The organism is Lysinibacillus sphaericus, from assembly GCF_015844675.1.
Taxonomy (GTDB): domain Bacteria; phylum Bacillota; class Bacilli; order Bacillales_A; family Planococcaceae; genus Lysinibacillus; species Lysinibacillus sphaericus_E.
Genome location: NZ_LDGC01000025.1, coordinates 65,010 through 76,607, shown reverse-complemented (window position 1 = coordinate 76,607; position 11,598 = coordinate 65,010). Strand labels below are relative to the sequence as shown.

Genomic DNA, 11,598 nt, shown 5'->3' with positions numbered 1-11,598 from the left:
TTGGCGAAGAACTATAATTAAATAATTTTGTAATATCACAACGATAGCAACATTTTTATCTGCGAGCAGCGGTTTACTTTTATTTAAATCCCAATAATAAGATTTTCTTTAAAATAAAAAGATGCCAGAAATTCTTCTAGCATCTTTTTTGTTTCTTATTTCGGCTGTAGCTGTTTTAAATATTCGATTGCATCATCCACAGATTTAACCGGAACTATTTTCATTTTTGTTTTTATTTCTTTCGCTACCTTTACTGCTGTTGCATAATTTGATTCTAACTCAGGATATTTAGCTTTCATTTCTGGAGTAATTTCATCATCTGGCGCGAAAAAGATTTCCATACCATCACGATCAGCAGCAATGACTTTATAGTCTATTCCACCAATTCTTCCAACAGTGCCGTCAACTAGCATCTCCCCTGTCCCAGCGATAGCATAGCCCTTCGTTAAATCTTCTTCGAGAAGTTGGTCTAAAATTTCTAAAGTAAACATTAGTCCAGCAGACGGACCTCCAATATCCTCAGTTTTCATTGACACATTTGGATTTGTTTCAATAGATTTACTTTCAGCATAAGTAATACCTAAACCGGCCCTTGTTTCTTCTGATCTAGGGATTTCCTTTAATGTGATCGTTACCTCTTGTTCTTTTTTATTACGTATAAATTGAATTGTCACTTTCTCTCCAAGCTGCTTCGGCTTTAAAAGATCTACAAGCATTTGTTGATTTCTTATTTTTTGTCCATCAACTTCAATAATCTCATCACCAGCTTTTAATAAATTTTCCGAAGCACCGCCCTCCAGAACATTTAATACAAAAACACCGTTAAAAAGAATTTTTGTTTGAAGGCCAGCTCTCTGAAAAGCTACATATTTTGCATTAAATTGAGAATCCGTCATTAATTTAAGCTGTCGAACATTATATTCCTCTTCATCCTCTAACGGATTTCGAACTTGCGTAATATCCATTAATTTTTGGTATTTTTGAGTTTTTGCCCAAAGATACGAAAAAGGCGTAGCTTGCTGCATAGCCACCGTCATTAAACTCATGGAACCTTTATCATTCGTGTGGCTATTTTCAACGTTAACAAATTCACTGACATCATAAGCACTTCCAGGCTTCATAATATAAGCGTCTAATCGGTATAACATTAAAAAACAAATCACGACTAATAACATTGCATAAATACTAATTTTTTTCTTCACAAGAAAAAACCTCCTAGGACGCTTGCAAAACCTTACGTTCATTTTTTTGCCTTTTTTACATATATTGATTTTAGCATTTGCCTATGTGAATGACAAAAAGTTGAAACGAGATGATAACATGTACGCGACAATTCAAATAGCGATTTGCATAGTTCTTATTCTATTACTCTTGTTATTCCCACAAACAGCTCATACAGGTACTGATTTAGGTTTAAACCTTTTTATGGATGCTCTATTCCCGTATTTATTACCTTATCTTATTTTAACGCAATGGCTGCTCCGTTTAACGGCTCCTATGCGCACAAAAACAAAAAGAGCTTCTTTATACGTACAAGCCTATATTATTAGCGCACTTGGAGGTTATCCGTCTGGAGCAACAACCATTGTTTACTTAAAAAATAGTGGGCAATTACACGCTAAAGAAGCAAATTTTTTATTAGCCGTATGTCATGCACCAAGCCCTCTTTTTGTCCTAGGCTTTGTAAGCCTTGATTTATTACACAGTAATACGTTCGGATGGTTTTTTTTATGTTTACTACATAGTTTTAATATTTGCTGCTTACTAACTGGTTACTTTTTATTTCGTAAAACAGATCCTCCTAGCATCTCAATACACAATACATCTTTGAATACAGCACCATTCTCTGAAAGCATAAAAGAAACAGCCCCGACAATACTATTAGTTGGAACGACAATAATTTTTTTCACTACCATCCAGACAATTGTCCAACAAGGCTTAGATTCACTGCTACCTAAACTTCCCTATGCAGCGGAACTTTCCATAGCAGCAATTCTTGAAGTTACAAATGGTCTTAAAATGACCGTCTCAGCTTTTCCAAATCTTTCGTATTTGCCATTACTAGTTGTTATGTTGTTAACCATGCAAAGTATAAGCATTCACTTACAAATCTTCGTCATTGCAAAATCAGCCAAGCTGTCTGTTCGACCCTATATAAAATTCCGCCTACTTAGCATAATCATTGTACCTACTATTTATGCTCTTTTTTTCTTAAAATAAATAATCATCTGCATGGTTCAACATTATACGTAGGAAACAAATTGCTCCTCAAACTAAAATAAGGATGTCTTAAAAATAAGACATCCTCTTTGTTTCTTTTATTTATTAAAACCATACTTTTCTTTCAATGCTTCTACAACACAAGCAGGAACAAGCTCGGTTACATCACTACCATATTTCGCAACCTCTTTGACAATGCTTGAGCTCAAGAATGAATATTGATTTTTTGTCATGATGAAAAACGTTTCAATGTTTTTATCAAGAAAACGGTTCATCGAAGTAATTTGCATTTCATATTCAAAATCCGAAACAGCACGTAAACCACGGACAATCGCTTTTGCTTTTTTTTCCTTGGCATAGTCTATTAATAGTCCAGATGAACTTTCAATACGTACATTAGGCAATGTTTTAGTCACTTCAGCCATTAATGCCATACGCTCTTCTACCGAAAATAATGGCTGCTTGGATGAATTATTTAATACAGCAACATAAACTGTGTCAAATACATCTGCCGCTCGTTTAATAATATCTAAGTGACCATATGTCACCGGATCAAAACTCCCAGGAACTACAGCAATTTTCTCTGACAATCTATTCCCCTCTTTCTTTTGCATAACGATCCATTTTACCTTGGCTGCATGACGTGGCCACTCTTACGTTTTCACAGGATGTGAAGTTCTTAGCCTGAGTTCCACTATTCAGTTGGTAGTGGGATACCCTACGAATGAAGATAAACGGATATAATCGTTCCGCCATATGTTTCTTGTCTTTTTAATACAAAGTCCCCAAACCTCTGTGGTAATTCTACTTCTTTTGCATGCTCACATAAAATTACGCCATCATGTTGAATTTTATCATTGTCGACAAGAATCTGCACTAAGTCATAATATTCTTTATGGTGATATGGAGGGTCTAAAAATGCTAATTTAAACGAAATATCACGTTTTAATAGCGCTTTCACAGCACGCTTCGCATCTATACGAAATAGCTCAGAGCAATCCTCGTAACGACATTTCTTTATGTTTTCCTGTAGTACTTGGAACGCCTTTGCATCCTTTTCAATAAAAACGGCCTGCTCAATTCCTCTACTTAAAGATTCGATCCCTAAGCCACCACTCCCTGCAAATAAATCAAGCGCTATACCTCCATCAAAGAATGGACCAATAATATTAAAGATGGATTCCTTAACTTTATCAGTTGTAGGTCTCGTCGTGTTCCCTACAATCGCCTTTAACGGCATCCCTTTACGTTCTCCTGCTACAACTCTCATAGGCAAATCACCGTACTTTCTTATTCCATATAACAATTTCACCTTGGCGTAATTGTTATTATTTATTGTGTTGTCGCTTCGCTTTTGCACAGTCAAATTGCCACAGGACATGGCGTTCTTAGACTGAGTTCCTCTATTTCAGCGGGTGTTTAGCACCCACTTTAAAGAAGTTAAAAATATTTTTGCAGCGAAAGACGAACCTCCGCTGCAAAAATTTATTCTTCCTCTTGTGTTAACTTCTTAATATTGATACGACCATCACTTTTTTGTAATTCTACTAAAAATAATCGTTGTAGCCAAGCTTCTTCAACATAATAATGATTGGCAATTTTTATAATTGGTTCTGAAATTGTAGAATATCTACGTTGATTAAATACATAAAATCCAGGCTCTTTCGGGAATCGGAAGGTGCGATTATCACTATTGATATAATATCCATTTTTCCCTTCACCAACCGTATATCCTAGATACGGTAACAATGTATCAGCAGTATACAATACTTGTCCTTCAGAAAGAATCACATGAACATCTTTTCTCAAAGCATCATTCACATAAACATTTCGATCATCCTCAAATAAAAGTGGATATGTCCCGTTTACTTGGGCCGCATTCAACTTAAAATAAGACGTTTTTGCATTTAATACCTTTGATAAAAGATCGTCCATTAATGTAGGGGAAATCGGCTCTTCCCCTAGCTTATCCAAAGATTCCTGCCATGCTAACTCTTGATCTGCTGTCATATATTCTTTTAACGTCTTCACAATTTTCTTTGCTTTATCGGAACCAATCGTATCCTTCACTAAATAGGATGCCACAACTTCCGGCAACCATGTTGGTGAATCTTTAAACTTATATTGTGACTTTATTTGTGACAGTATAACTTCCTGTGCAACTGCTTGTTCAGTTAGCTCAGGCATAAATAAAAGTCGGTCATCATGTTCTTTCACTGGATTCTTTTCTTGAATAATAGCAATATGTTGATCATTCAAAAACTTGATGTTTTCCAATGACTTCAATAAATCCTTCGAAATAGCTCCCCGTGCATAAATAGATAACACAGAGTTTTGCTCTTGTGCTTTTAAATTACCCTTTTGCCAATAAATATCACGAACTGTACCATCTCCACTAAACATTGTATAGTTAACAAGTGATAATTTTTGCTGACCTACTAAAGGCAATCCCGTGATCCACTGACCAACAATTTTACTATCGGTTGAAATATGTACTACGGAATAAGATGCTTCACCATTCGTTAATGTGGCGAAAGCATTTTGGATGAGCATTTTATCTTTTAAGCCACCCTCAATCGGAATTATGTATGAAACAGATTGTGATTTAGTCTCTCCATGTTTAAAATAAGAGACTTCTTCTGATAATCGCTCACAGCTTTTTTCGTTATCGATAAAGCAACTAGGGTTCACTGCATTTTCCGGCCACTTTATTTTCACTTTTTGGTTTGGTAAGTTTTTAAAATGTTGACGAATATCCAAGCTATTTTCTCGATAGACAATTTCTATCTCCTGTGAATAACGGAATTCGCCATTGCCTGCTTCTAAATCAGATGAATAGGCATGGTACTGAAAAAATAATGTGCCGGTAATGATTAATGCTAGAATGGAAAAAAAACTCATTGCAAATTTCATGTGCTTGACCTCCCGCAGCATGATACTATGTGTATTGGAAAGGATGTGCAATTTTTATGCCACAACAATTTATAGAATTAGGTGAAGGCTATGGTGATGTTTATGAGCTACTTGAAATAGTGAAAACCAATCAAGATCGCTTCCACCAAGCTTTTATACTAACATCCACTAAAGAAGAAAAAAAGTTTGCCTCTTTAGCAATCGCTTTAAAACCAGTCGGTGAAAGTAAATTCATGCCGATTTATATTTGTCGAGAAGGCATCCCTTATAATGAAGAGCAGCCTTCACAGCGACAAAAAATGTTTGAAGAAAGTATTAAACGACTAGATAGAAAAGCGGTTGTTGTAGAAATAAAGCACTCTTCTATATTTTCGGAATCAAAACTATTTTATCAATACTTAATCGGAATAATGAGACTTCATCACTATATACCAGCTTTAACATAGTATTATAGACCTGCTTTATAGTCATATTCTTTCGCTTTATCTGGTTTTGCATTTTCAAACTCAGTTTTAACAAATGGACGATAAGACTTTACAACGTCTTTCACGAATGGAAGGCGTTGTAGTTTTGTTGTCATTGATTCAATTTCCTCTCGCTCGCAATAAAGAACTACATATTTTTGCCTCCGAGAAATATAAAGAACATGACCATATTTTCGAAGAGACTTCGCATGTTTTAATTGATGGACGTAAACGATTAGTCCTTGGCGTTCGTTCATAGTATTCCCCTCATTTCTTACATAAAAGAATACCATAGACCGGAAAATGATAGCAACAGAGTTTAGCTGACAGAACGCTCGATTTTCCGTTATAATGGAAAAGCATACAACGTTGACTAAGATTTTTACATTCACTTATGCAAGTTAATAGAGCACTAATTTAAGTTATAATTTTTTGTTTGCTCACTGAAAATTTAAAAGTGAAATTGTCAGTACTATTTATATTATTTTAATTGTTAAGGAGGACGAATATGGGTAAGAAAACAAAGATTGCGCTTGCAATCGCAGCGGCAAGTGCAGCGGCTTGGGCAGGTAGTAAAGCTATTTCTAAACCTCAACAACGAGAAGGTAAACAAGCATTACAATTTGATCACCCAATTATTCTCGCACATCGCGGCGGTGCTCATTTAGCACCTGAGCATACAATGCCTGCTTTTGAAAAAGCCATGCAGTTAGGTGTTCAGGGCTTTGAAATAGATATTCGCTTAACTAAAGATGAGGAAATTATCGTTTTCCATGATGATACTGTTGATCGTACGACAGATGGCTATGGACTTGTTGCAGACATGACTTTAGCAGAAATAAATGCATTAAACCACGGTTATCACTTTGAAGATTTGGATGGGGAATTTCCTTATCGAGATGAAAAAATAGACGTTGTAACTTTACGCGAACTTCTAGAATCTTATCCAAACATGTTAGTAAATATTGATATTAAAGATGCGCCAGATACGTATGAAGGAAGTTTAATGCCATCTAAACTATGGCGTTTAATTGAAGAGCTTGGTGCTGAGAATCGAGTAGTTGTCACAAGCTTCTACGGTGAACAGATTGATCGCTTTAATTTATATGCTCAAAATCAAGTAGCATTAGGTGCAGGCGAGTCAGATGTTCGTAAAGCATTCGCTTCTTTCTCAAGTCAGTTCGGACATTTATATCATCCAAAGGTAGATGTATTCCAAATACCACCTAAATCAGGAGTAATTAACTTGGATTCTCCGAAGTTTATCCAATTTTTAAGCAATTTAAATATCCCTGTTCATTATTGGACAATCAATGACGTCCCAACAATGAATAAATTAATTCACAATGGTGCAAAAGGTATTGTTACAGATAGACCTGATATTGCAGTAGAAATACTACAAAAACAAGAATAATGAAATGGAACTTAACTTCCATTAGGTAACACATTATGGGTAAGGGCTACTTTTTATAGCCCTTACCTTTTATTTTAATATTTTCTTCTTATAAAATTTGCAGGTACTGGGGATAGATTTAATTCTCTCGCCCATACAGAAAGCTGCCCTATATGATGAATTTCATGTGCAATAGTATGGTGTAAAATATCATTTTTTGTATAAGTATTTGTATCCCAAGAGACCTTTACGATTTCATCGTTTAAATTCTCATTATGCTTCAAAAATCCCATAATTTCGCCTTGTAATTCAATTGAAAGATTTTTTACTTTTTCAAGCGTTCTATATTCATCAAAATCGAATATTCTGTCTCTTTCTCCCATAATGCCACGAATCCAGCTATATTCAACTTCAATAATATGAAAGAGTGTATATAGAATACTACCTAATCCCCCAATTCTTTTCTGCAACAATTCCTCTATACTTAGCTGATTACACCACTCGAACCATTCGTCTCTTACTTGCCAGTTATACTGAAAAAACTTAATCATAAGACCCTACACCCCTTTCATTTTTGCAGCAAAATTTTTTATTTTAACAAAATAAACAGGGGAGCTGAAGAAAACCCCTCTGTTTAAAGTTAAATCATCACCATAACGTGTAGTTGATTTCCGTTCCGACTGGGCGCTTTCCCAGGGGCGTCCGATGAGCCGCTAATCCCCAAGGACTCGCCCAGCCGTAACGAAGATCAATTTATCACCATCTTCATAGGTAAGAGTCTTCTACGGAATGAGGATAAATGGCATACGTTTTAAAAAATGTCACCCACTACTTTTGGTAATGACATTTTAAATTCCACTTTATTGTAAATGATGTAATACCGCATCCGTTACATCACGTAATGTTGCTTTTCCTCCTAAATCACCTGTTTTAATACCTTGCACTAATGTTGCTTCCATCGCATTCAGCACTTTGGTACCAACCTCATGATAGCCTAAAAAATCAAGCATCATTTTTCCTGTCCAAATTTGTCCAAGCGGATTTGCAATCCCTTGTCCTGCAATATCAGGAGCTGAGCCATGAACTGGTTCAAACATGGATGGATATTGTCGTTCTATATTTAAATTTGCAGCTGGCGCAATTCCGATGCTGCCCATAATTGCACCACCTAAGTCGGTTAAAATATCCCCAAATAAATTTGATGCAACAATTACATCAAATTTTTCTGGCTTCATTACTAAAAAAGCAGCTAAAGCATCAATATGATTAGATACTTGTCCTATGTTCTCATAATCTTTACCTACTTGTTCAAAAACTTCATCCCAAAATGGCATACTATACGTAATTCCATTAGATTTTGTGGCACTTGTAACATGCTGGCGTCGAGTTTTCGCCATTTCAAATGCATATCGCATTGCCCGCTCTGTTCCCTTCCTCGTGAAAATAGCATTTTGGATAGCAACTTCATCTTGTCCACTATGTATTCTGCCACCACTCTCAGCATACTCTCCTTCTGAGTTTTCACGTACAACTACAAAATCAAAGCCATTTGGGTTACGTAAAGGTGAAGGCAAACCTTGAAGTAGCTTTGCTGGACGCACATTAATAGATTGTTTCATCTCACGGCGGATTTTAATAAGTAGTCCCCATAACGAAATGTGATCTGGTACTAAATCGGGCATACCTACAGCACCTAAAAAGATTTGATCATAACCTTTTAAAACTTCAATACCATTATCAGGCATCATTTTACCTGTCTCTAAATAATAATCACAGCCCCATGGGAAAGTTGTCCATTCAAATTGAAAGCTACCATCTAGTTGAGCAGCTTTATTAAGCACTTCTATCGCCGCAGGTACAACCTCTTGACCAATCCCATCTCCTGGTATAACGGCAATTCGATAAGTCTTCATCTATTTATCCTCCTTTAATTTCTATATTGCCTATTCAATTACTATACAATTTTTATTCAGCAATTTCATCCTGATGTATGTTGCTGTCGCTACAACATAATATAGTAATAAAAAAAACTATATACAAACTCACTCGAGTTTTGTATATAGTCTATTAAAAAGTATTACCTTGTGTTAAGCAGAGCATGAGCAAGAACCGCCTGAGCCACATCCTCCACCACATGAAGAACCTGATGCAAAGAACGGATTACTTACAGGAACTTTTACCGCTTCAGAAACAGTTTTCCCTATAAGTAAGCTTATTTGGTCTAGCAAATCTTGAAAATCGTTCTCAGCAAGTTTCAATGCCGAAACCTTTTCATTTAAATCGAGTGCGCGCTTTTGCTGACGAATCGATTTCATAATTGTATGATAGTCCGGATGATATTTTCCGAAACGTTGTACATCTTCGTACTGCTCTTTCATGCGATTGAAAGCGTAAATAGCTTCCACTATTTGGACGTCGCTATACACATCATCATAAGCTTGTTGCAGCGCTTTCGCATGCTCAGAGGAAAGAATCATCTCACAAAGCTCATCGGTCTCATCCAAAATGATTGCCCAGTCAGAGGTCATCATCATTTTTAATTCCCCCAATCTCTTTTCCATCATAACAGATTTTATGGTAATTTTACATTATTGATATTTTTAAATGAAGGAGTTTTTAAATTGGTGCCATCATCTAAAGAACATATAGAACAATTACTTGCAGAGATTTTACAACATAGCACGGCTGAAGATGAGGAAGTCTTACTACATTTATTGTCTGGGCTTCGCGATAAACAACACGGTATTCATCGACGTTATATTAATGCTGCCTTACACATGGTTGGCAAATTCGAACCCGAAGTTAGTGAAGTTCGTATTCCCATTACACCTGTTATCCATAATACTATTAAGGTACCACACGGTGGGATTATTGCAACTATTGCAGATGCAGCAATGGGCGGACTTGCTTCGCGTTCAGTGCCAGAAGGCTTTAATGTTGTCACAACAAATATGAATCTCTCTTATATTGCTACAACAACAAACAAGGAACTAATCGCTCGTGGGCGCTTCGTCCATAAAGGGCGCCAGACACTTGTGATGGAATGTGATATCGAGGATGAGACTGGACGAAGACTTGCTATTGCGACTGGATCTTTCTTTGTTATTCAACGCCGTCCTTAGACATAAGATTTAAAAAGTAATCTCGAATACATTGTTGATCGGAAAAAGGGAATTTTTGATTTTTTATTTGTTGGGTTTGTTCATGCCCTTTTCCGGCAACAAGTACAATATCACCTTTTTCTGCCTTTGCTAGCGCTTGATGAATAGCAACTTTTCGATCTAAATAGATTTCATAATATTGCTGCTCAGTAAAACCAGCAATAATACTTTCATTAATTAAAATAGGATCCTCATCACGTGGATTATCCGTTGTTAAAAAGATGACATCCGCATACTTACTAGCTACCGCTCCCATCGCAAAACGCTTCGCCTTATCTCGATTTCCCCCACAGCTAAATACAAGGTAAAGGTTTTTAGTACAATCCAAAGTTTGCAAAACAGCCTGTAATGCCTCGGCCGTATGAGCATAATCAACATACACGTCAACCCCAAATGGATTGTCTATTTTCTCAAGCCTTCCTTCTGGTAGCCTCAACAACCACATATGCTCCGCCAGATCTTCAATTGAAATACCTAGTCGCCATAAAGTCATTAACGCAGCTACAGCATTTTGCACATGATATTTTCCGTTAAAAGGAATTTCCACGATATGTTCGCTCGAGGATGTTTGTAAACAAAGCACCGTTTTTCCAATTGATTCACTAACAATTTGGATATGTAAATCATTATGATTATCAAACCCGAATGAGCAGGATTTTTTCTTATCATAAATACCAACGGAGCGGCAAAAATTATCATCCCCATTTAGCACAAGTTTTTTTGACAAATCTGCCAATCTCTTTTTCGCACGCTTATAAGCTTCAAGTCCTCCATGATCTTCTAAATGGTCCTCCGTTAAATTTAAAAAAACACCACAATCGATATCACAATGATCAAGCCTATGTTGCTGTAACCCCATTGACGAAGCTTCTAAAACAACATGTGTAACACCATTTCGTACACATTGCTTTAAAATTGGATGCAACTCTTTTGCCTGTAATGTAGTTAATTGCTCATGCACTGTTTGTTGTTTCTGTTCATTGATGAAAAATCCTACAGTTCCAATAACCGCGACGTTTTTATGTAGAGCTCTTAGCAATTGGCTCACAAAATGACTCACTGTTGTTTTACCATTTGTACCCGTAACCGCAATGACTGTCAATGCTTCCGCTGGAAAGGCTGAAAGCTTTGCACTCGCATACGATAAAAATAAGGATGTATTCGGAACCCAAACAAAAGGAATACTTTGATCAGTAATAGGTATTGAAATACTTTCCTCTGATACTATAGCGGCAGCTCCCCGAGCTAATGCTTCTTTTACAAAACGACTTCCTGATGTTTTCTTACCTTTACGTACAATAAAAATATCCCCAGGTTTTACTGCCTGAGCATAATCCTCAACGCCTGTAATATTTGTACGAATAGATCCTCCAGTTACACTACACGGCCAGTCTTTTAATAGCTCAGCTAATTGCAAGCTTCATTCCCCCTTTCGGTTCTCTAGCAT

The 11,598-nt window shown here is 36.4% G+C and carries 13 protein-coding genes; 4 read left to right on the top strand and 9 right to left on the bottom strand.

All coding sequences use genetic code 11. The features are described 5' to 3' along the window. Positions 1-155: 155 nt before the first annotated feature. A complete protein-coding gene (locus ABE34_RS08525; protein ID WP_197141750.1) occupies positions 156-1,202 on the bottom strand; it encodes a SepM family pheromone-processing serine protease in 1,047 nt (348 codons plus the stop codon). Positions 1,203-1,320: 118 nt separating this feature from the next. Between ABE34_RS08525 and ABE34_RS08520 the strand changes: the two genes are divergently transcribed. Further along, entirely contained in the window at positions 1,321-2,220 is a 900-nt protein-coding gene (locus ABE34_RS08520; protein WP_241747156.1) for a hypothetical protein, read from the top strand. A gap of 98 nt (positions 2,221-2,318) precedes the next feature. Here ABE34_RS08520 and coaD read toward each other — a convergent pair whose 3' ends face one another. From coaD to ABE34_RS08505, 3 genes are all read right to left on the bottom strand, one after another. Further along, positions 2,319-2,834 carry a pantetheine-phosphate adenylyltransferase gene (coaD, locus tag ABE34_RS08515; protein ID WP_170938874.1) on the bottom strand — a complete coding sequence of 172 codons (516 nt, stop codon included), beginning with the start codon at positions 2,832-2,834 and terminating at the stop codon, positions 2,319-2,321. Positions 2,835-2,938: 104 nt separating this feature from the next. Beyond that, the gene (rsmD, locus tag ABE34_RS08510) at positions 2,939-3,490 is read right to left on the bottom strand and encodes a 16S rRNA (guanine(966)-N(2))-methyltransferase RsmD (protein ID WP_197141749.1); all 552 of its coding nucleotides are present in this window, start codon (positions 3,488-3,490) and stop codon (positions 2,939-2,941) included. A gap of 215 nt (positions 3,491-3,705) precedes the next feature. Further along, entirely contained in the window at positions 3,706-5,133 is a 1,428-nt protein-coding gene (locus ABE34_RS08505; RefSeq protein WP_197141748.1) for an RNA polymerase II, read from the bottom strand. 56 nt (positions 5,134-5,189) lie between these two features. Between ABE34_RS08505 and ABE34_RS08500 the strand changes: the two genes are divergently transcribed. Beyond that, positions 5,190-5,579 (top strand): DUF7147 family protein, encoded by a 390-nt coding sequence (locus ABE34_RS08500; RefSeq protein ID WP_197141747.1) that lies wholly within the window; start codon positions 5,190-5,192, stop codon positions 5,577-5,579. A gap of 2 nt (positions 5,580-5,581) precedes the next feature. Here ABE34_RS08500 and ABE34_RS08495 read toward each other — a convergent pair whose 3' ends face one another. Then, the gene (locus ABE34_RS08495) at positions 5,582-5,854 is read right to left on the bottom strand and encodes a YlbG family protein (protein WP_197141746.1); all 273 of its coding nucleotides are present in this window, start codon (positions 5,852-5,854) and stop codon (positions 5,582-5,584) included. 251 nt (positions 5,855-6,105) lie between these two features. On the opposite strand from ABE34_RS08495, the gene ABE34_RS08490 reads away from it, so the two are divergent. After that, positions 6,106-7,011: a glycerophosphodiester phosphodiesterase gene (locus ABE34_RS08490; protein WP_197141744.1), complete on the top strand. Its 906-nt coding sequence runs from the start codon at positions 6,106-6,108 to the stop codon at positions 7,009-7,011. 74 nt (positions 7,012-7,085) lie between these two features. On the opposite strand, the gene ABE34_RS08485 is transcribed toward ABE34_RS08490, so the two are convergent. The 3 genes from ABE34_RS08485 to ABE34_RS08475 all read right to left on the bottom strand — a co-directional run bounded on the left by ABE34_RS08485 (position 7,086) and on the right by ABE34_RS08475 (position 9,524). Continuing rightward, positions 7,086-7,541: a DinB family protein gene (locus ABE34_RS08485; RefSeq protein ID WP_197141742.1), complete on the bottom strand. Its 456-nt coding sequence runs from the start codon at positions 7,539-7,541 to the stop codon at positions 7,086-7,088. A gap of 309 nt (positions 7,542-7,850) precedes the next feature. Beyond that, complete coding sequence (locus tag ABE34_RS08480) at positions 7,851-8,903, bottom strand: tartrate dehydrogenase (protein ID WP_197141741.1); 1,053 nt, start codon at positions 8,901-8,903, stop codon at positions 7,851-7,853. A gap of 174 nt (positions 8,904-9,077) precedes the next feature. Next, entirely contained in the window at positions 9,078-9,524 is a 447-nt protein-coding gene (locus ABE34_RS08475) for a YlbF family regulator (protein WP_197141739.1), read from the bottom strand. A gap of 90 nt (positions 9,525-9,614) precedes the next feature. Between ABE34_RS08475 and ABE34_RS08470 the strand changes: the two genes are divergently transcribed. Continuing rightward, entirely contained in the window at positions 9,615-10,112 is a 498-nt protein-coding gene (locus tag ABE34_RS08470; RefSeq protein WP_346655545.1) for a PaaI family thioesterase, read from the top strand. Here the strand turns inward: ABE34_RS08470 and ABE34_RS08465 are convergent. Further along, a complete protein-coding gene (locus tag ABE34_RS08465) occupies positions 10,093-11,568 on the bottom strand; it encodes a UDP-N-acetylmuramoyl-L-alanyl-D-glutamate--2,6-diaminopimelate ligase (protein WP_197141735.1) in 1,476 nt (491 codons plus the stop codon). The genes ABE34_RS08470 and ABE34_RS08465 overlap by 20 nt on opposite strands. Positions 11,569-11,598 lie beyond the last annotated feature (30 nt).

Excerpts from the sequence above, each read along its gene's own strand:
- ABE34_RS08520 (WP_241747156.1), top strand. The coding sequence starts at position 1,321 with ATGTACGCGACAATTCAAATAGCGATTTGCATAGTTCTTATTCTATTA.
- coaD (WP_170938874.1), bottom strand. The coding sequence starts at position 2,834 with ATGCAAAAGAAAGAGGGGAATAGATTGTCAGAGAAAATTGCTGTAGTT.
- rsmD (WP_197141749.1), bottom strand. The coding sequence starts at position 3,490 with ATGAGAGTTGTAGCAGGAGAACGTAAAGGGATGCCGTTAAAGGCGATT.
- ABE34_RS08505 (WP_197141748.1), bottom strand. The coding sequence starts at position 5,133 with ATGAAATTTGCAATGAGTTTTTTTTCCATTCTAGCATTAATCATTACC.
- ABE34_RS08500 (WP_197141747.1), top strand. The coding sequence starts at position 5,190 with ATGCCACAACAATTTATAGAATTAGGTGAAGGCTATGGTGATGTTTAT.
- ABE34_RS08495 (WP_197141746.1), bottom strand. The coding sequence starts at position 5,854 with ATGAACGAACGCCAAGGACTAATCGTTTACGTCCATCAATTAAAACAT.
- ABE34_RS08490 (WP_197141744.1), top strand. The coding sequence starts at position 6,106 with ATGGGTAAGAAAACAAAGATTGCGCTTGCAATCGCAGCGGCAAGTGCA.
- ABE34_RS08485 (WP_197141742.1), bottom strand. The coding sequence starts at position 7,541 with ATGATTAAGTTTTTTCAGTATAACTGGCAAGTAAGAGACGAATGGTTC.
- ABE34_RS08480 (WP_197141741.1), bottom strand. The coding sequence starts at position 8,903 with ATGAAGACTTATCGAATTGCCGTTATACCAGGAGATGGGATTGGTCAA.
- ABE34_RS08475 (WP_197141739.1), bottom strand. The coding sequence starts at position 9,524 with ATGATGATGACCTCTGACTGGGCAATCATTTTGGATGAGACCGATGAG.